The organism is Sphingobacterium sp. N143, from assembly GCF_030325625.1.
In the GTDB taxonomy this organism is placed as follows: Bacteria; Bacteroidota; Bacteroidia; order Sphingobacteriales; family Sphingobacteriaceae; genus Sphingobacterium.
On record NZ_JACAIS010000011.1, the window covers coordinates 175870 to 193978 of the forward strand.

General features: G+C 41.1%; 20 protein-coding genes. 7 read left to right on the forward strand and 13 right to left on the reverse strand.

The features are described from left to right. Window positions 1-39: 39 nt before the first annotated feature. The 5 genes from HX021_RS19680 to HX021_RS19700 form a co-directional block, all read right to left on the reverse strand. Window positions 40-213, reverse strand: a complete 174-nt coding sequence (locus HX021_RS19680; RefSeq protein WP_286592294.1) for a hypothetical protein — start codon at window positions 211-213, stop codon at window positions 40-42. Beyond that, window positions 200-421, reverse strand: coding sequence for a hypothetical protein (locus tag HX021_RS19685; protein ID WP_286592295.1), 222 nt, complete (start codon window positions 419-421; stop codon window positions 200-202). Before HX021_RS19685 ends, HX021_RS19680 begins: the two co-directional genes overlap by 14 nt. Before the next feature lie 179 nt (window positions 422-600). Continuing rightward, window positions 601-1005, reverse strand: a complete 405-nt coding sequence (locus HX021_RS19690; RefSeq protein WP_286592296.1) for a DUF5675 family protein — start codon at window positions 1003-1005, stop codon at window positions 601-603. Continuing rightward, a complete protein-coding gene (locus HX021_RS19695; RefSeq protein WP_286592297.1) occupies window positions 1002-1535 on the reverse strand; it encodes a DUF6266 family protein in 534 nt (177 codons plus the stop codon). Before HX021_RS19695 ends, HX021_RS19690 begins: the two co-directional genes overlap by 4 nt. Before the next feature lie 49 nt (window positions 1536-1584). Next, entirely contained in the window at window positions 1585-2229 is a 645-nt protein-coding gene (locus tag HX021_RS19700) for a DUF6266 family protein (protein WP_286592298.1), read from the reverse strand. A 442-nt stretch (window positions 2230-2671) separates the two neighbouring features. On the opposite strand from HX021_RS19700, the gene HX021_RS19705 reads away from it, so the two are divergent. After that, window positions 2672-3124 (forward strand): GNAT family N-acetyltransferase, encoded by a 453-nt coding sequence (locus tag HX021_RS19705; RefSeq protein WP_286592299.1) that lies wholly within the window; start codon window positions 2672-2674, stop codon window positions 3122-3124. Between the two features lie 76 nt (window positions 3125-3200). On the opposite strand, the gene HX021_RS19710 is transcribed toward HX021_RS19705, so the two are convergent. The 4 genes from HX021_RS19710 to HX021_RS19725 all read right to left on the reverse strand — a co-directional run bounded on the left by HX021_RS19710 (window position 3201) and on the right by HX021_RS19725 (window position 6229). After that, window positions 3201-3515: a MerR family transcriptional regulator gene (locus HX021_RS19710; RefSeq protein WP_286592300.1), complete on the reverse strand. Its 315-nt coding sequence runs from the start codon at window positions 3513-3515 to the stop codon at window positions 3201-3203. 31 nt (window positions 3516-3546) lie between these two features. Then, on the reverse strand, window positions 3547-4290 hold the full coding sequence (locus HX021_RS19715) for a LytR/AlgR family response regulator transcription factor (RefSeq protein WP_286592301.1): 744 nt from the start codon (window positions 4288-4290) through the stop codon (window positions 3547-3549). Between the two features lie 2 nt (window positions 4291-4292). Beyond that, a complete protein-coding gene (locus HX021_RS19720; protein WP_286592302.1) occupies window positions 4293-5069 on the reverse strand; it encodes a hypothetical protein in 777 nt (258 codons plus the stop codon). A gap of 263 nt (window positions 5070-5332) precedes the next feature. Beyond that, window positions 5333-6229, reverse strand: a complete 897-nt coding sequence (locus tag HX021_RS19725; protein ID WP_286592303.1) for a hypothetical protein — start codon at window positions 6227-6229, stop codon at window positions 5333-5335. Between the two features lie 706 nt (window positions 6230-6935). On the opposite strand from HX021_RS19725, the gene HX021_RS19730 reads away from it, so the two are divergent. Both HX021_RS19730 and HX021_RS19735 read left to right on the forward strand, forming a co-directional pair. Continuing rightward, window positions 6936-7325: a cyclic nucleotide-binding domain-containing protein gene (locus HX021_RS19730; protein ID WP_286592304.1), complete on the forward strand. Its 390-nt coding sequence runs from the start codon at window positions 6936-6938 to the stop codon at window positions 7323-7325. Between the two features lie 382 nt (window positions 7326-7707). Next, window positions 7708-8076 carry a hypothetical protein gene (locus HX021_RS19735; RefSeq protein ID WP_286592305.1) on the forward strand — a complete coding sequence of 123 codons (369 nt, stop codon included), beginning with the start codon at window positions 7708-7710 and terminating at the stop codon, window positions 8074-8076. 41 nt (window positions 8077-8117) lie between these two features. Here the strand turns inward: HX021_RS19735 and HX021_RS19740 are convergent, their stop codons facing one another. The 4 genes from HX021_RS19740 to HX021_RS19755 all read right to left on the reverse strand — a co-directional run bounded on the left by HX021_RS19740 (window position 8118) and on the right by HX021_RS19755 (window position 14430). After that, complete coding sequence (locus HX021_RS19740) at window positions 8118-9476, reverse strand: RagB/SusD family nutrient uptake outer membrane protein (RefSeq protein ID WP_286592306.1); 1359 nt, start codon at window positions 9474-9476, stop codon at window positions 8118-8120. Between the two features lie 7 nt (window positions 9477-9483). After that, on the reverse strand, window positions 9484-12624 hold the full coding sequence (locus HX021_RS19745) for a SusC/RagA family TonB-linked outer membrane protein (protein WP_286592307.1): 3141 nt from the start codon (window positions 12622-12624) through the stop codon (window positions 9484-9486). Further along, on the reverse strand, window positions 12621-13862 hold the full coding sequence (locus tag HX021_RS19750) for a TlpA family protein disulfide reductase (RefSeq protein WP_286592308.1): 1242 nt from the start codon (window positions 13860-13862) through the stop codon (window positions 12621-12623). The genes HX021_RS19745 and HX021_RS19750 overlap by 4 nt, the downstream gene beginning before the upstream one ends. A 193-nt stretch (window positions 13863-14055) precedes the next feature. Further along, on the reverse strand, window positions 14056-14430 hold the full coding sequence (locus tag HX021_RS19755) for a hypothetical protein (RefSeq protein WP_286592309.1): 375 nt from the start codon (window positions 14428-14430) through the stop codon (window positions 14056-14058). A 975-nt stretch (window positions 14431-15405) separates the two neighbouring features. Here HX021_RS19755 and HX021_RS19760 point away from each other — a divergent pair. From HX021_RS19760 to HX021_RS19775, 4 genes are all read left to right on the forward strand, one after another. Then, window positions 15406-16281: a nuclear transport factor 2 family protein gene (locus HX021_RS19760; RefSeq protein WP_286592310.1), complete on the forward strand. Its 876-nt coding sequence runs from the start codon at window positions 15406-15408 to the stop codon at window positions 16279-16281. Between the two features lie 41 nt (window positions 16282-16322). Beyond that, complete coding sequence (locus tag HX021_RS19765; RefSeq protein ID WP_286592311.1) at window positions 16323-16661, forward strand: avidin-fold protein; 339 nt, start codon at window positions 16323-16325, stop codon at window positions 16659-16661. Between the two features lie 61 nt (window positions 16662-16722). Continuing rightward, complete coding sequence (locus tag HX021_RS19770) at window positions 16723-16941, forward strand: hypothetical protein (protein WP_286592312.1); 219 nt, start codon at window positions 16723-16725, stop codon at window positions 16939-16941. 303 nt (window positions 16942-17244) lie between these two features. Beyond that, window positions 17245-18099 carry an HNH endonuclease gene (locus tag HX021_RS19775; RefSeq protein ID WP_286592313.1) on the forward strand — a complete coding sequence of 285 codons (855 nt, stop codon included), beginning with the start codon at window positions 17245-17247 and terminating at the stop codon, window positions 18097-18099. Window positions 18100-18109: the final 10 nt, after the last annotated feature.

Consider the following 18109-nt stretch of genomic DNA (forward strand, 5'->3'; position numbering starts at 1 on the left):
CGACGTGGTGTGCTTTATGCATTAAAGTAAGGCCATCCATCAATGGCGCTCTTTTCTTTTCCAACGCCCCAGCAGGTGGCTCACCCCAAAGCTGACCAGCGTGCCCAGGGCAGCGGTGAGCATGGTGTGCAGCACATCACCAAAAGAGAAGCTGGCCCAGATGGAACACAGTGTGCCACCCAGCGCCGAGATGCGGATATCATTCCATTTCATCCGGCTTGCCCCTTTCCTCTACCTGGCCATTTTCCGTACCTGACACCTGATCCGGTGGCTCCGGTTCTTCCTCCTTCAGCACCGTCTCCACGATGCCCAATGCCAGCGCGATATAGCGCAGTACCTTCGGTGTCCTGCCCGGTAGCTTAACGGGTGCCATCAGGACCGCCTGAAGCACCTTTCCGATTTTATTTAAGATCTTTTTCATGATAGCAATTAAAACTGACCGAATGAGCGATCATCAGCATCATATTCCGACTGCACATTGATGAAGCCCAAAGGCGTTAAAAATGAATTCCTGTCTGAACGTAGTGAGTTTGAATTCATTTAGCCATTGGACAATAGCAATTGCATCAAGGAATAAGCGATTGATCGTTCGTCGGCCAATTATCGAATATTTAAATACACATCATCCCCCATATCCCAAAGGCTGTAGACCAGTGCTTTGAGTTTCGCCAGCGCTTTACCGCTATGGTCGCCTGTCCCTTCACCAGTTAAACTGGTAACCGGAGCAATACAGCCCTGCAGCTCCTCCAGCGCATTATTGGCGGCATGGATCAGGATGGCTTCTCGCCCCAAAACGACCGGAATACCGATCTGTTCGCCATGCTTGGGGTAGCGCCGCTTTTGCAGTTTATACTGTCCAATTGGGATACAGCTGAGCCGGGGTATATTATTGCGATCGGGCAGTTCGATTGTATGACAGATTTCTTCGCCCAGATACGTAATGGTTCCATTAGTTCCCTTTGCTCCATATTTACGTTGGAGCAGCAGAATATGTTTTGTTTTCATTTAGTTGAATACCCTAAATAGCTTGACCGTGAATACTTTGAGCCATATCTGTTTGACAGCAACAGATAGAGATGAAAGCCATCATTCCGGAAACCTTCAGGGATCGGAACGATAACCCTTCCCTCCCGGCGTTGCCAAATTTGCTCATTGACAAAGGCATAACCCTTTTCCACCTGGTAGGCACAGAGGCTCAATCGGTCGTCATGATTAACTAATCCTGAGCATTGTATTTCATGGGTCACCTCGATGCGATCGACGTAACGATGCACTTGTGCATGAATAACACCCCACAGCGAGCCTTCACTTAGCCGCACCAAGGCAGGGTCGACAAGCGGACCATCCTTTTCATGTTTAATTGCCATTTGCAAGGTATAGCCCAATGCCAGCCCGGCAGGCAGAGATCTTTTTCGTTTCGCCATTTCGGCAAAGCCCTTTTTAATCAATCCATTTAGGGGAGCCAAAAAAGCATGTCCGACTTTAAATGCATCCCGTGCACGTTGCTGTGCTGGAGTAGGTATTTTTTTAGTCATAATACATGGTATAAAAAGGCTGAGCCAGCATGACTCAGCCCCTGTTCAATTAGATCAGCTGTATCTCGCCTAGATACACACTTTTAGACACCTTAGTTTTAGACCGGTTGGACAAAAACAGCCAGGTATGTACTGCACCCGTTGCCAGGTGCTCGGGCACTGTGAACGTCACCGTGCCCAATGCCCGCGTACTCGGTGCCGGTGTGGAGATAAACTCATCCTTCTCGGCATGATAAGCCAGCACATAAACCAAATCATCCGCGAAGGTTTCAAAGGTCTCGCTGACGCCTGTACTCCATGTGAAGGTAAGATCTCCAGCATCATACGCGACAGCTACCGACCCACCGCCGTACAAGCCACCATCCGCTATACTGACCTTGGCATAGTCAAGCGCGTAGTCCGGGTAGACACCCGTGATAGCCTTGTCCAGATTAAATTGAAATGCCGCATTGATCGGTGTCAATTTTTCCGTATTTTTACGACCGAAGCCAATCTTCAAAAAGAAGTTGATCGGCAACAGAAAACGCATCAGCGTTTTAAATTTTTCCTGCTGCATCATTTGGGCCTCCGATGCGGGCTTTGATCTTTTTTTATAAAGCCCTTTAATGTAGTTGATACTCTTCCAACTACTTCCGATTACTGAGCCGGCTTTACCCTTAAAGCCTCCATTTGCTCCGTTTACAATAGTTCCCATGTGTTAAAATCAACCCTGTTTTGTACCGGTACAGCTGATTGACATAACAAACATAAAACACTTTAAATCAATAACAAATACTACAAAAACAATAGACCGACAGCTGACCGATAGGCTTCGGAAACTTGACCGATTAGGGACCGAATCCGGTTCAAAACAGGCACTCTTTTGAAGCAAAATAGGGTAAAATTAGACTACATTTCCACGGTAATTTATGGGCTGTTTGGAGTCAGTCAACACCCTACTAATTCCCTATTAACTTCTACCCTTTATCGTGTATTTTGCGAGCCGGCTTCGGCTGGGGATGCAATTTATCCCGATGAATCCCCGAAGCCAATTCGATGCCGACTGCCGCGGAGCTGGGAGTTGGTCAGGAGAAAGTCCGAAGAAGATTGGGCAATCGGGCGAATAATCGTAGCTTTGAAACCCATAAAAATATAGAATGGAATTAAGACGATATCTCCCCTCCGACCTGACACAGATCAGCCAGCTATTTTATGATACAGTGCATACGGTCAATGCAGCAGATTACAGTAAGGAGCAGCTGGATGTATGGGCTACTGGTCAGCTTGACCTGGACAACTGGAACAAATCCTTTTTGACCCACTATACCCTCGTTGCAGTCGTGAATAATGAAATAGTCGGATTTGGTGATATCACTATGGAAGGCTACATCGACCGACTTTATGTGCACAAAGACTATCAAGGACAGGGTATCGCTACCGCACTATGCAATGCATTGGAAAATGCCATCGAGAGCGATCAATTTACCACCCACGCTTCGATTACGGCAAAGCCTTTTTTCGAGCGCCGCGGATATCGGGTGATCCGTGCGCAACAGGTCAGCCGAAACGGTGTGGAGCTGACAAACTATGTGATGGAAAAAAATAAATAAAAAACGTCTCTCCAGTAAGAGAGACGCCCGAAGAAAGTAATCCGCGTACAGGTAAAAATCAATTGATCGAGCGGTACTATAGACCGCGGTAGCTATTGCGCAAGCGATCTACATCCACATCCCGGTAGTAGCGTTTGTTGCGCTCACGTTTGGCTACGCAGATATAACCATCCCGCTGCAAGCGATAGAGTGTCTCGGTGGAGATGCCGACATGTGCTTTAACATATTCCGCATCACGAAGTATGACATTGTCTGCTTCTAGCTGCTCCCGTAGGGCTAGATAATTCGCCAGCTGGCGCTTTACCGCCAATAGTTCCAGCAAGATCAATTTGTGGGCATGGGACTGCCCGGGGCTTATGGAAAAGCCCCTGAGGTACTGATTTTTACGCATACATATATATTTAGGGTTTATAAAAGACGGGTTATTCAGCTGGTTTCCTCATTCCTGCAATATTTTTCCGGCGCGACCGACTGATCGGAAGGCTAACTTTTTCACCTTCGGTGAGCCACAGCTTGGCACCATCAATATCTTTGACAAATTTAAAGTTGACAATGTATCCCCGATGGATACGCGCATAATAAGAAAGGGGCATATTTTCTTCGATCTCCTCCATGGTGATTCTGCAGATCAGCCGCTCGTTGCGGGTCACGATCTCCACATAGTTGTCTATGCTCTGGATATAGATAATATCTTGGTAGTGCAATACTCGTTTACTACGGGAGTCTTTCACTTCATACACATAGTATTGGCGCTGTACTTCTGGAGCAATTATAATTGGCATACCCAATCGTTTAAGGCATTTATTCAATGCCAAGAATACAGCTTCAAAGCTGACATTTTTCATGAGGTAATCACAGGCATCCAATTTGTAGCTATCGAGGGCGAATTCAACATAAGCCGTGACAAAGACCAGCGCAGGTCGCATGTGCTGCGGCAAGATCTTGTAGAGCTCAAATCCCGAAAGCGCAGGCATCTGTATATCTAAAAAGAGTATATCGACCTTATTGCGCATCAGGTAGTTGAGCGCCTCTTTTCCATCCTCAAACACCTTTATATCTTCAAAATCACCTATTTTGTGAATATCTTTTAATTTTAAGATCTGCTCTACCACCCGATTGGCATCCGTTCTGTCATCATCGACCACGACAATACTATATTTAGGCATAATTAATTCATAAATTTTAACTCCACCACAAAATACTTTTCCTCCTCAATCCGATACGCAAGATTTACGCGGTCTTCTTTCAAAGGTTCAAAAAGACGATTGACCAGTTCTAGTCCCTTGCCAGTTCCTTTGTTCTTATTTTCGCTCGCAATCCGATTGCGTACCATAAAAATGGTGGTATCCTTTTCTCGAATCCACTCTATAACAATAGGAATAGTTTTACCAATCGGGCTATAGGAAACCGCATTTTCAATCCAAGTCATCAGCGAAAGTGCGGGGACAGACCTGTTCCAAATATGACCTGGGACAAGCTCCTCGCCTTTGATCTCTATGGTCCGATGTGTGCACATATCCATCAATTGTTTGAGATATTCCCATTCCTCAATCAAACCTACCCTAGGATTATGTGCGGCAATTTTATTGATAACGTATTGAAAGAAATCCAGCACTTTAAGATCAAAAACAATTTTCTTCTTCGCTGCAAACTGATAAAGTTTAAACAAAAAATGTCCAGACAGCAGCGCATGATCAGCAATATCTTTTACGGCGAGCTGAAGTTCATCTATTTTCATTATTTTCTCTCTCTTCTGCCACAAAACAGTATCGAGCGAGAGGAAAAGCAACACAAATGCAAGCCCACGAACGATTTTAATAAATAGCTTTTGCGCATCCCCATCCGTCCAGGGGAAATAGAACACCACGCCATGTACAGTCAGAAAACTATAATAGTACCATTTTACGATGGGATAAAGCATTACAATCAGTACAACTCCGGGCATCAGTACAAACCAGAGTCGATATTTCTGCAGTCGTATGATATGGAAAATTATAAAACTGACACTAAAATAAAATACATATGGAATTATGAACAGTATAAAAATGTTTAGTGGGTGATTTAGCCATAAATTTTTGAATAGGATCCCCAACAGTAAGCCAAACAATGTGACTCCGACTAAGTATCTATAACGCAATTTATTATTAAAAAAAGTAAGGTTTAGTGATAAAGCTTTCATATCTGAATTGGTCAAGTTATTAACCCAAATTAACTAATATTATCTTTATTAGCAATAATTTCATAGAAAAGCTTTCGTGACAAATCAAATAGATAACCTTTATCCGCAAAGGAAAAAGGAACCATATAGCTGCCCTGACACCTTGCATCAATACCAGCCCGCTGGTCAAATCCCTTATAATGGTGCATCAGACCCCAGTTTTCCCAGGCTGTCCAATCCTGCTGCATCATTGCATGAAAGTATTCCTGCAGTTTGGTAAAGGCATTTAAGAGCGCCATCGGATTATTCTTGTCCGCAGGTGTTAAGACGGTGAGCGGATCACCGACTTGCCAGGTTGGTCCGGTATGATGAAGTTTTGGACTTAGATGAATGGCGTATACAGGTAGTCCTATTCGATGTGCAAGCTTGAGTAGGTTACTACGCCAATAAAAGTAGCTTGCACCGAAAGAGACTCGAAGTCGGCCATGCTCCCTGTTACTTCCGTTGTTACCGGCTGATTCATTCGCATCTAAGAATACTAGGATCAGTCGACTCTTGGAAATGGCCTGAAGTATCTTGCGTATGACCATTGCGTTACTCGCTTCCAGACATTCGAGCCTATCGGCTGGCAAGCCCATAGCAGCGAGATCAAGTGCATATCGCGTACGCTCTCTGTCCAGCACTGAAGCCGAGACGACTATGGTAAGTCGGTACCCAGCTGCGACCAGATAACGTGGCAAAAGGCGATATGGGCCATAATGAAATGTAAATACGATGCTGCCGGGTAAAGAGGCTAGCTCAACGTTAGGAGATTGATGCAGGATATTTTCAAAAGGAAAATCTCGATTCATTAGGGCAAACCGTTGGCGATGATCTTTCCACCGTTGATAACCGGCCTCCAGTTCGACCGCAGACTTATCCGGATAAAAGCCTTGTACATTAGCCATCCACAGCAGACATTGCAATTCTTCTTTTTTTTGATTGTTCATGCAGTTTTAGTTTAATATGGCCCAGGTGATTTTGAATCACCTGACGCCATTGTTTAACGATTAAGGCCTATAAAGATCCTGGCCAACACTTATCATCTTCCAGATCGCCCAATATCGGGTCTTCACCCACGATCTCAAAAACTGTGTACCCGGCGAAAAGATCAGTTACTGTTGTCTGCAATTCATTTTCCATGTTAAATTCATTTTGTTGACTCGAAAGATGCAGGTCGAATCTATCCTGCTCTATCGTACGATATATTTATCAATGATCAGCTGATAAACAAATTTGCAACAAGCAACGGGAAAAAAGCAAGTCGGGGGAAATAGAGCAAAAAAACGGCACTGAACTGAAAAGTTGATGACGACAAGGGTTTAAAATACCATTCACCCCTACTATATGCTGTTCACCCCTCAAATAGGTCATCTATCCCTTAAATAATAAATAATTAATCAAATGGTTAAATTGCATGTTCCTTTTTTATGATAAAATGCCAACATAAACTAAACAATAAAAAAAAGTAAAGAAGACCTACTCGATCCCTTTTTTGGGAATATTCATCCGCAATGGCAGAATGAAATCCCTGAGCTGTCAGCCGTATTTGAAGAAGAACGATTTATCAGGAGTGAGCAGCTGATCAATGACTGGGGCGATCTGTATCTAATTGTGGATGGGATCTTTGGTAAGTATGAGAAAACCTGTCCTGTACGCTATGCCATTGCTGGCGAATCGCTGATGATCCCCAACCATCGGCACGCTTATCAATTTACCGCCCTGAGCGATTGCCGCACCTATCGCACCTCCCTCAAACAATTGGAGGAGATTAATGATCGCAATCCCAAAGTTTTTTACCTCTACGCCAACCTTAAGGAAAGGCAGCAGAGCTATCTCGATTACAGGCACAAGCTTTTGTCGCTCCATAATCAAGATAAATATGATTTTATCTTTAATAAATACCCCGACATACTTTCGCATATTACACAAAAGGAGCTCGCAAAGTTTATGGGCATCAGCATGGAACTGTTGCGCCGGATATTCAGGGACAGGGAGTATTAGGGCTCCAATTTTTGGATTTTTGAATACCAATATTTTGGATTTAAGCATACAAATCATAGTGCTCCAAATACCAAAATATAACGCGTATTGCTTTAGAACTTTGTAATAGCAGGTCGGATATAGCAGATCAATGCCATTCAACTTAATCGAAGAAAGTAACATGTACCGGTAAAACGCTATCCGAAATGCCCCATTAAAAACAAAATTATGAAACAATACAAAAGAAAATTTGCCCTCTTCCCGAGTATCAAGGTTAGCCAATTTCTAGGAATTTGGTAGCCAAATAGGAGAAAGCTTCGTGATGACAAGTTCGAAGAGCCAAAAATATAAACTTGTCACATAGCTCAATTATTTATTAAAAGCACTAAGTGCAGAGAAAATTATGATTACATTAAAAAATACGCGACTACTTGTCGCCACATTATTCGCACTATTTGTAGGAGCATTTTTCGTTGTTAAAGCAATGAACCAACCGGAAGATAAAAAGTCTGAAATTGGTAACAACCAAAATCAGTTGACAGAAATGACCTGGTACTATCAATTAAACAGTACCAATCCGGCTGATATTAACAATCCAGCCAACTATGCGCTTACTAAACCTGACGAGGACGTCACATGTGGTTCTGGTCCAATTGTCTGTGAAATTCAGGATACCGCAAATCCATCGAATAGTTCGCAGCCAGCACTATCGCATGGTAACGTGAGCGATAATCCAGATGATTACGACAGAACGTTAAGAACAGCATTTTAAACGCAAGAGCCGGGTAATAAAAATTGCCCGGCTCTTTTGTTCTATCTCGGATTTTGCGGCATCCCCGTAATTTCGATAATCTCAGCAGGAAGCGGCAGCGCATAGCGGTTATCATTCCGCTGCAAAGACACTTTTTTCCCTCCTACATCCCGCATCGGAATAATCGTTTCCTGATCAATCTTATTCAATCGCTTGATATCCGACCACCTTGAATCGCGCATGATGAATTCTTTGCGCCTCTCATCGAGCGTAAGTTTAAGCAATTCATGCTGACTTTTTTCAGCGAGTGTAGGTACATATCCTTCGGCATACCTGTTTTTTAGAAATACAGTGAGATATTCTTTGGCTTCTTCTACCTTATTTAATCGAACTAATGCTTCAATGGCATTTAAATAAGCGTCTGCAATGGTCAAGCCCATAAATAGTCCCCGCGAGCCTACGTACGAGCCTTTAAAATAATAGCTTCCATCTTTATTTATTTCAAAAAACAGCTTTTTGCGAAGATCATGCTGACTATAAGATGCATACAGTGTTGTATCAATCTTGCAATATTTTTTATCAAGCAAAGTATAAGCACCTCCGGCTACTATAAAGACAATTTCCTCTTCAGAGCCGATAAATGGATAGCGCTCTGTTGCCTTATAGGTCTTCAGATCTTTTAGTTTGCTATTGATGGAGAGTGCTTTTTTGGCATAGTCAAGTGACTTTTCAAAATCCTGCATATGCTGATAAATGGAGGACAGCAAGACATACGCAGCCTGAACAGAAGGCAGATGCCGATTGCTCTGTTCTATCGGCAATAGCTTTTCGGCCATATATAGGTCATCTAAAATCTGCTGATAACAGACTTTGACCGAAGCCCGCTCGGATGGGACATTAAAATCATCTGTCAAGCGCAAAGGAATGCCCAGATCTGTTGCTGCCCCTTCCTTATCATAAGCTTTTGAAAATAACCCCACTAATTTGTAAAAGCCAAAAGCACGAAAGAAATAGGCCTTTCCTTTAACTTCTTCTGCCCGCTTGTTTTGTACAGACCAAGCCGTTATTTTATTCAACCTAGTCAACACATGATTACTATAATAAATGGTCTTGTAATAATCCAACCATGCGCTTAGCGAGTTTTGGAAAAAGATTTCAGGGCCCCAACCATAAATCTCCCGGTCGATGATATCCATAGATTCCCAGCTGGCTTTATCCAGATAATAATTGTCAGCCGAAGCCTCACCCAGCCCCATAACATAGTAATTCATGACTTGGGTGCTATTCAATAGCGCATCCAGATCATCCAGATTATCGGCTTCCTTTAAGTTTGCGTCTACTTTTTCATCCAGAAATTTATTGCATGATAGGATCTGTACACAAAACAACAAACCCAATATAAAATATAATGCTTTCATCATTGTCGTATTAATAAGTTAATCTTACACCTACTGCCAGTAGCTTCTGCGGCTTTAACTGTTCAAAGTAATCCGGGTCGATACCTTTTTTATTCTTTTTCCAGATAAGCCCTAAGTTGGTAGCATTACAGAATAGCCGCCCCGAAAACTTGTTTTTCACCGAAAATCTGTAAGCAAGGCTAACATTTTGTAGCCTAATGTGGCTTGCACTTTCAACCAATACCGACGAGTTTTCATAGAATGAATTGCGCTGACTGTCATTTGGATAAAGGAATGCTGGAATATCGGTTTTGTATTCATCTCCTGCTACTTTCCATCGCTTTTCAAAATCCCCACTTCCCGCTCCCAAGGCGGCCATAGCAATCAATTCACCATAATTGAGTGACCTCCGCCGGAATACATGTCCAAATTTATACAGTAAACTAGCGGAAACATCAAAATTGCCAATTGTCAAAGCTGGATTAAAATAACCTGAATATTTGGGTACCACTGATCCCTTATATTCCAATACAGACTTGTCCTGTAATCTTATCTGCTGGTAATCTGTTGAAGCCTCCCCTGCAAGTTCTCCAAGTGGATTACCATCCCCATCGAGTCCAAGCCATTTGTAAGCCAGGATAGAATACACCGGATAGCCTATCTGACCGTTGACGGAAGAGCCATTGCTTAAAAACTGATAGGCATAGTCACCTTCAAAATGGTAGGCAGTGACCTTGCTGCTGTTTACGTTAACCATCAACTGTGGGCTGAAAGACAATTTATTGCCGAAAGGAATATTGGCATTCAGTCGGATATCTAGCCCCTCACCTTTCATTGCCGCTATATTGCGCATGACACCTTTGCTTGGAATAGCCGTATAGTCAACCGGAGCAGTTCCAAATAGGTCATCGCCCCATTTGACGTAATAATCCAGCGAGCCACTCAGTTTGTTACCGAAGATAGCAAAGTCAAGGCCCGTATTCCATGTTGTATTGCGTTCCCAGCGCAAATCGGGATTACTATATTGTCCTATAATAGCCCGTGGCAGATTGGTATATTGATCTGGTTTCATATAGCGTATCGTCGTGATCGCCGAACGAGACTGATCCACATTTCCGCTCACACCATAAGAACCCCGTATGCTCAACGAATTGATCCAACCTACCCCAAAGAATTGCTCGTCCGACAAATTCCACTTATATCCCGCAGACCAGAGCGGCTGCCAACGTTCATTGGTCTCCACACCAAATAGGTTGGAAGCATCACGGCGCACACTTCCTGTGAGAATATACCTGCTTTTGTAAGCGATCGAAGCATTCGCATATTGTGACATAAAGCGATCGGTCCGCAAAGTTTTACCATCGTTATAAGGCAGATAAATAGTTGACTTATTGATAAAATGCCGATATGGATTTAAATAATCTACCTTAGCGAGCGTATACGTATTGGGGTCAAATCCGTAAAACCTATTGGTCATATTTTCATTCGTCGTGTTACGCCATTCGGCGCCAAGCAATGCTGTTACCAAAAAATTGCGCCATTCTTTACGATATGACAATCCAGCCCGGAGGTCATATGACTTTTTTGATCCCATAGCCTGATCTATTATGCCACCGTTGGGAATCCCGGAAGAGGCCGTACCGTTTTTATAGTCAATCTGTGTATAGCGGTTGATCAGATCACGCACCATATAGCTGTCCGCATCGTACGTAGACTTATTCTCCGTTGATATGTATTGATACCTGTAGCTACCCTGTAGATTGAGCCCATCTGCCAGCTTAATATCAGCGCCCAAATTGGCCAATACCATATTGGATAGTATCGTGCTGCGTTGCTTTTGGTATTCGTTTAGAGGATATTCAAACCAATCTTTCATCAGCCCACTACCGACAGTATCGAGATAGCCAACCCGATAGTCCGCATGCCGTAGGGCGCTCCCATCGGTGTCGGCCAACATGATATAAGGCCTGGTGCCAATAGCACTATAAGCTTTCTTTCCCGAGGTCGCCCTTTCGTTGACATATTGGATATCGGAAGAGATTTTGATCCGCGGATGCAATTCAATTTCCACAAAGCTACGCAACAGGCTTCGTTTAGACTTTTCATTCAATGTACCGATATTATCGTCCAAACGAGCCGATAGTTGATAGCGCAACTGACTAGCACCACCTTCAAAACTCAAATTATGATTTTGATTTACTGACCTGCCATACATATAGCGCGCGTAATCATCCCTGACATCCAGTGTGCGAAGTCTTTCGATCTCCCGCTCATGATCCGCGGCATTTCCAAGGCCATCACGAATGGCAATCAGGCGCTCTACCACAGGAGAAAGATAAGGCATCGTATAGGAGTTTTCATTGTTTTTGTAATATCCCTTCTCAAATAAGAAGCGTTCGAGATCGATCACGCCTGACGAAGATATCTGATTAGGATAATATAGATCAGGCCTGCTCTGAAACTGTATAGCACTTGTCAGATTTATTTTGTTGGCCATCTTGTAACGGCCTTTTTTTGTGGTAATGACAACGACACCGTTCCCTGCTCGCGCACCCCATATCGCTGCAGCCGCAGCATCCTTCAAGATGGTGATATCAGCAATATCCTCTGGGTTGATCCAATTGAGGTCACCCTCAAAAGGGAAGTTATCCAAGACAATCAATGGTAGATTACTATTGTTAATACTGCTAAGCCCACGAATAGTCATTGCCCGCCGATCGGATCCCTTATCGAACAAAATTGGAGAGTTGCCTTCCAATTTTTGAAAAATATTGCTTCCAAAAATATCCTGCGTACGGTCAAGCGCTATTTTATCTACCGCCCCGGTTGACATACGCTGTCCTATCTTTTGATATCCGGTGTTGATGACAACCTCCTCAAGCACATTGTCCAATTTTTTGAGATCGACTATATTGCCTTTCAGCACCTGTACAAGCGACAGTACTCGCTTTACATAGTTTAGATGAGAAAACACCAAGCTGTCAACCTTTACAGTTGTGGACAAGCTGAAATATCCATCTATATCCGTTTTCCCAATAAAGTTTTTCCCTGATACACTTACTTCACTTATTGGAGCAGCAGATTGTTGGTCGACAACACGAATGCGAATTGTTTGACTACTTACTTTTGTTAAGGTACATAGTATCAATATAAATAAGAATGTGATTCTCATAATCCCCTCCTTTCCGTGACCTGAATAATGGGCTGCTTGCGCAATTCCTGTTTCAATTCATAGCCAGACACCGCCAGAGCCTTGAGCAGATAACCAGGCTCCTGCAGCCTAGCCTCATCAATAGACACACTATCTTGTGATCTTATGGTACTTTCTATTGTATAAATTGGTCCTCTCGGCTTATCTATCGGCTGATAATTAAGCTGACGCACTAAGTCTGAGAAAGACAGCTTACTGCCTTTATTTTCTTTAGTTTTATTTCGTCGTGTAGGATGGATCACCCTACAAAGCACTTCACGCACCGTCATCTGGAAATCATAGCCTTTTGCATTGAGCAAGGCGATCATCGCATTTTTTTTCATTTCGGACTTTCGCATCGCCAGTGGAGCCACAGACTCTACACCAACCGCATATTTTGCGAGCCATTGATTTAGCGGGAGCTCCTGCTCTTGACCATAGTAATTAAATTGATTTTCATTTTTCACATCAAGAAAAATGCGATTGTGCCAATAGCTATCGAGCAGCTCATACATGGCCAGCTGAAGGCTTTTATTCGTAATCAGAATACGTTGGTTTTGTTCATTCTTTTTATACGAGGTAACCCCATGCAGCCCTACTATCGGCCCCAGCACAGTAATACGGGCAAGCGTTGCTTTTTGAAAGGCTATATTACCCTGCTCTGCGATCTCCTTTTTGGGGTCATAATCAAGAATATCAGCTTTAACCAACTCCTTTCCATAGGTACCATCTTTTAGCCTCTGCATTGCTTGCTGATGGAGTATCTCCGGCTGCGCAATTGCCAATACCTTATTATCTTTTAAAACAACAATATGCGGAAGGATGCGATGTGGAAAATACTTTTTTAGGATCTTATCCGCTACGATTGTAGGAAAATTGAGTGCGAAACGGTTATTGAATTTGCTAACCTCGGCATTATCCTGATATGTAACACCTATAAAAGCGATATCATTGTCTTTGTAGGAATTAGAAGCCATGTACTTTTTAATTGATCCGATACAGGACCCGCACCAGGTAGCCCAAAAATCCAATATAATCAGCTTTTTGCTTTTCAACTTCTTCAATTGCAACCCTTGTAAACTGGCCGGATCATACATGGTATTGAATACCTGATCCCATAATTCTTGAGGGATCTGGTCACCAATTTTTAGAGGCGCAATTTTTAAGAGCCCATCCGCCCCGCTGTCCTTGCGGGGCGTCTGAGCTGATAAACTAAACATCTGAAACATAAGAGCTAATAAAATAAATGCTCTTATGTTCTTCAATGCCTTTAAAAAACAAGTTAAATAGGATTGAAAAACTAAAATGAATAAGATTACAAATAGTGTAATCTGTATAACTGGAATATTGACCGCCTTATCTAATAAGGCAGACATATCGTTTGATCTTTTCATATTCTGCTTATTATTAAGGTTATTCTGCTATGCGACCAAAGAACTCATGGATTCGCTTCGTTATTTCGAGCTCATCCAAGCTAATTAAAGTTTTTTCAGCTTCGGAAATATCAATTTTACCGATATCCATAAAGTCTTTATGTACATGGAAATAAGCTATTAACACCGTCATCATGTCGACGGCAAATACTTGTTTGTGACAGATCTCCAGAACATTCTCGCTTGCCAAACGGTCTGCCGATTTTTTCAACAGCATATTGATCGTATTCTGAATAGTATTGATATCGTACTTACTCCAAAATTCTACGATCTTTTTAATCGGATCATACGCTGGTTCGTGTACTTGGTATATGGCTAGCTCTAGGGCGAGCACATTTGAATATTTTTGATTCATTTTTAAGGTTCATAAAGATGACTTTGGTAATGTCCTATCGTTTGAATAAGACATACCATCCCCCATTGCAAAAAATTTGCATTCAAAAGAGGTGTCATTGCATGGATCTATCAGTCCTTGCAGGTGTCACAAATTAAGAATAAACAAAATCCCGAAAAGCACCTCAAAACGGTTACAAAGCATTGATTAGGGGGATATTATGGTGCTTCCTGTCGGGAAAGATAAAAAACCGACCTGTGTTTTATAGAAAAACTATACAAAAATTCCTTAGTTTATTTGCAACAATAAATATTAAATGCTAATTTTAAGTTGTTCACGCTCGGATAGAGCATTTAAATCTATTGTTAACCTGATCTAAAGAGAATGTTGTATAACAGACAGATCGGAAAACCATGAACAAGGGAGTCCTTTTTTGTATCCTATCGTCATGTTACAAACCTGCGATAGCAGCTCTCTCCTGTTTCGGTTTTTAGTGATTTAATAAACTATTCTGGCGCGCGGATAGCGTTCTTTATGGGAATAGCGTGTTCAAACCGATGGTCTACCTCCTGGAGGTAACCTGTGGTTTTTTGGTGAGTGTTTTCTGTTCGTTTTATCATAATCTAATTGTGGTTATAAAAAACGATGTGCTCAGAAAGCTAAGAAATAGTTGGCTTATATTGTAATAACAATGAAGCGAACTTCCAAGCTTTGCACGTGGCGCCGTCAAGAGCCTCTAAGACCGAAATCCTAGTTCCACAAAGACTGACAGGAAGCCCGCTCCATTGAGATGTATGCAAAGATACTAAAATCAATGGAAAGCGAACCCCATGTCGACCTACGTGGAAAATTTGACGGCTTTCGTGCGTAAGTGACATCGTTTGGAATGAATAACATTCCCTGTTGTCGCATTTTATTTACTATACAAATATATATCAAAATAATGACTTTAACAAAAATAATTTACAAAAGTCATCAAAACAATCTTGCAATTCTATGAGTACATTATTCGGGAAATACTTTGACAAATTAAAAGCGAGCAAAACAAAGGTTGCAGATATTACTGGTCTTAAAAGACAGAGGATAAGTGATCTTTGCAATAAAGATAATAGTAAACCGACACCGTCAGAATTTTACAAAATAATACTTACCGCAATCTTGTTAAAACATCTTCCAGAAATTGAGTTCAATAATGCAATAAATGAGATATTCCCAAATAGACCTAAGGAAAACTTCCTTCGAGAACTTGATAATTTATCGCCAGAGGTAAGGTTTATACTGACACATTGTTTAACACAAAAGCAAGTTGAAAAAGATATTAAAATGTCTGATGGTAAAATAAGCAGACTCGCCAGTGAAGTAGTTAAAGATCTCGAAGCAATAGAATTTATAAGCTTTATTGAAGGATTAGGAGAGAATGTTTTAGAAACTTTTAAGAGAATTTATGGGTCTATCAAAACTATTGATATTCTCCTACCAGATGCTTCTATATTAAATGACAGGACAAATAAGGTATTTCAATACATCTCCACCTATAATAATTTGGATGTAGATGCCATGACGATGGATTTTGCTGATGATGTTGTCTTCTTAAATATCATGAATGGTGAGAAAACGATGGAATTGCAAGGAATCGAGGAGTTCAAAAAACAGGCGGTCGAAGCCCTATCCTACTTTAGCGAAAGAAAACAATCCATTGAGACGATGACTCATAAATACAATTCTACCGAGATCGTAATTAGCTACAGAGCGATCGCGGCTATCGATTTTCCTAATGGTCTGAAAAAAGGCGATGAAATAAGATTAAAAGGCAAATCTATTTTTGAGTTCTCGGCTGATGGGAAGATTAATCGGTTGACGGATATTTCCTAACTCACTTTGTGTGCCACCATGCTTAAGAACAAAATTGATAAATGAATTATCACAATCGAATATTCAAAGTTGTCACCAATTCAGATAATGGCGACACTTCAAGTGAAACGACATTTCAATACCAACAAGAAGGAAATATCCTCACCTCTATTTATTCTGGTGGTAGCATTGTCTCTGGACACTTGTTAGGTCTCGTTGATGAAAATGGCAACGTTGATATGCGATATCATCATATTAATTCTGATGGGGAAATAATGACGGGGCTTTGTAAATCTAGACCAGAGATTCTTGAAGATGGAAGGATTAGACTGCACGAGGAATGGAAATGGACAAATGGAGACCAATCTTGTGGCAAGTCTATTATTGAAGAAATCGTATAAATCATGTTAAATACTTGAACAGATTAAAACAAAATATATTAACCACTAAACTTATAATATTATGTTCTCATTCGGACTACTGATGTACCTCATATACGGAGGATTTATTGCAATTTGCCTCTTCGGTCTTTACCTGGTTCTTTCGAGCCTACTTAATAGATATCTGGTCGCCAAACGCGATCACACCGCAGCGCTACGTGAGCAAAATGATATTCTAAGGGATATTGTGAAATCTGTTAAACCTAACGACAACAATAATCCTTTTACAACCAATATGTAGATTATGACAAAATCTCAATACGCTAGTCTAAAATTGAAAACAGCTATGACCTAATTAACTAAAATAGTAAAATATATTAAAAACCACAATTATGAATTGGATTGACATCAGAACTCAGTTACTCGTATTTGATCAACATTATGTTGTTTCAATAACTAAAAACAATTATACCTTTTTGGCAATAGCTCATTTCGAACAAAATGAATGGTTTTATGTAAATGAAGGTGAAAAAAGGGATCGAATTAATGATCGAATTAATGGATGCATAGATAATTTGGCGATATATATAAGATAGCAGATAGTATGATTTTCAAAGCGGAGGACATAATATGGGTAAAAAACGTTAAAAGAGATAAAGGCTCAGCTTGGGCATACTATGAAGAAGATAGAGATAATGTTTTTTACCTTAATTTTTCGAAAACTCAAGTCAAAGGGGCTTCTCTTGTAAGACCAGGAGAAGTCATTCTTTTGTTTCAAAAAGTTGATAAAATTTCGGGTGTAGAAAGAAAAACTTACCTTACTCATTTAGTTACACCTCTCGACGAAGAAATACGTTTCAATTCGAAGATCGAGCATGATTTTAAGTGGGAAAGAAAAGTTGCAATTATCGCTAGAGCATCTTTAGATAATAAAATTTACTCTACTCCGTCCAACCTTAACTTCTATAAACCAAATAGAGGCAAAGTTTGTTCTGTGGCTTTATTAAATGACTCTAAGCCAATTAATCAAATACAAAATGAAATATGGTCACTTTTTAAGGATCAATTTGTAGATAATGTTGAAAACCTTTTTTATCAAGAGTCTAATACTTTCGAATCACCTTATGATTCTTCATTTTCTGAAGGTAGATTAATTAAAGAAATAAAAGAACACTATCGCAGGGAAAGATCACCAGTTGTTATCAATCTTGCAAAGAAAAGAGCTAAAGAAAATGGGAATTTAAAATGCGAATGTTGCGGATTTGATTTCTATAAATCTTATAAGGAGGAATTTATTGAATGTCATCATAAATCCCATATTTCAGAAGGCGAAAGAGAGACATCAATTGACGACCTTGCTCTAGTGTGTTCAAATTGTCACAGGATGTTACATCGTAGAATAAATAATGGGGACTACCATTCGGTAGAGTCATTACGTAATCTAATATGCTTAGAATAGAATAATTCAA

Excerpts from the sequence above, each read along its gene's own strand:
- HX021_RS19740 (WP_286592306.1), bottom strand. The coding sequence starts at position 9,476 with ATGATGAAAGCATTATATTTTATATTGGGTTTGTTGTTTTGTGTACAG.
- HX021_RS19750 (WP_286592308.1), bottom strand. The coding sequence starts at position 13,862 with ATGTTTAGTTTATCAGCTCAGACGCCCCGCAAGGACAGCGGGGCGGAT.
- HX021_RS19705 (WP_286592299.1), top strand. The coding sequence starts at position 2,672 with ATGGAATTAAGACGATATCTCCCCTCCGACCTGACACAGATCAGCCAG.
- HX021_RS19775 (WP_286592313.1), top strand. The coding sequence starts at position 17,245 with ATGATTTTCAAAGCGGAGGACATAATATGGGTAAAAAACGTTAAAAGA.
- HX021_RS19700 (WP_286592298.1), bottom strand. The coding sequence starts at position 2,229 with ATGGGAACTATTGTAAACGGAGCAAATGGAGGCTTTAAGGGTAAAGCC.
- HX021_RS19715 (WP_286592301.1), bottom strand. The coding sequence starts at position 4,290 with ATGCCTAAATATAGTATTGTCGTGGTCGATGATGACAGAACGGATGCC.
- HX021_RS19710 (WP_286592300.1), bottom strand. The coding sequence starts at position 3,515 with ATGCGTAAAAATCAGTACCTCAGGGGCTTTTCCATAAGCCCCGGGCAG.
- HX021_RS19770 (WP_286592312.1), top strand. The coding sequence starts at position 16,723 with ATGTTCTCATTCGGACTACTGATGTACCTCATATACGGAGGATTTATT.
- HX021_RS19745 (WP_286592307.1), bottom strand. The coding sequence starts at position 12,624 with ATGAGAATCACATTCTTATTTATATTGATACTATGTACCTTAACAAAA.
- HX021_RS19725 (WP_286592303.1), bottom strand. The coding sequence starts at position 6,229 with ATGGCTAATGTACAAGGCTTTTATCCGGATAAGTCTGCGGTCGAACTG.
- HX021_RS19765 (WP_286592311.1), top strand. The coding sequence starts at position 16,323 with ATGAATTATCACAATCGAATATTCAAAGTTGTCACCAATTCAGATAAT.
- HX021_RS19680 (WP_286592294.1), bottom strand. The coding sequence starts at position 213 with ATGAAATGGAATGATATCCGCATCTCGGCGCTGGGTGGCACACTGTGT.
- HX021_RS19720 (WP_286592302.1), bottom strand. The coding sequence starts at position 5,069 with ATGCCCGGAGTTGTACTGATTGTAATGCTTTATCCCATCGTAAAATGG.
- HX021_RS19695 (WP_286592297.1), bottom strand. The coding sequence starts at position 1,535 with ATGACTAAAAAAATACCTACTCCAGCACAGCAACGTGCACGGGATGCA.
- HX021_RS19755 (WP_286592309.1), bottom strand. The coding sequence starts at position 14,430 with ATGAATCAAAAATATTCAAATGTGCTCGCCCTAGAGCTAGCCATATAC.
- HX021_RS19685 (WP_286592295.1), bottom strand. The coding sequence starts at position 421 with ATGAAAAAGATCTTAAATAAAATCGGAAAGGTGCTTCAGGCGGTCCTG.
- HX021_RS19760 (WP_286592310.1), top strand. The coding sequence starts at position 15,406 with ATGAGTACATTATTCGGGAAATACTTTGACAAATTAAAAGCGAGCAAA.
- HX021_RS19690 (WP_286592296.1), bottom strand. The coding sequence starts at position 1,005 with ATGAAAACAAAACATATTCTGCTGCTCCAACGTAAATATGGAGCAAAG.
- HX021_RS19735 (WP_286592305.1), top strand. The coding sequence starts at position 7,708 with ATGATTACATTAAAAAATACGCGACTACTTGTCGCCACATTATTCGCA.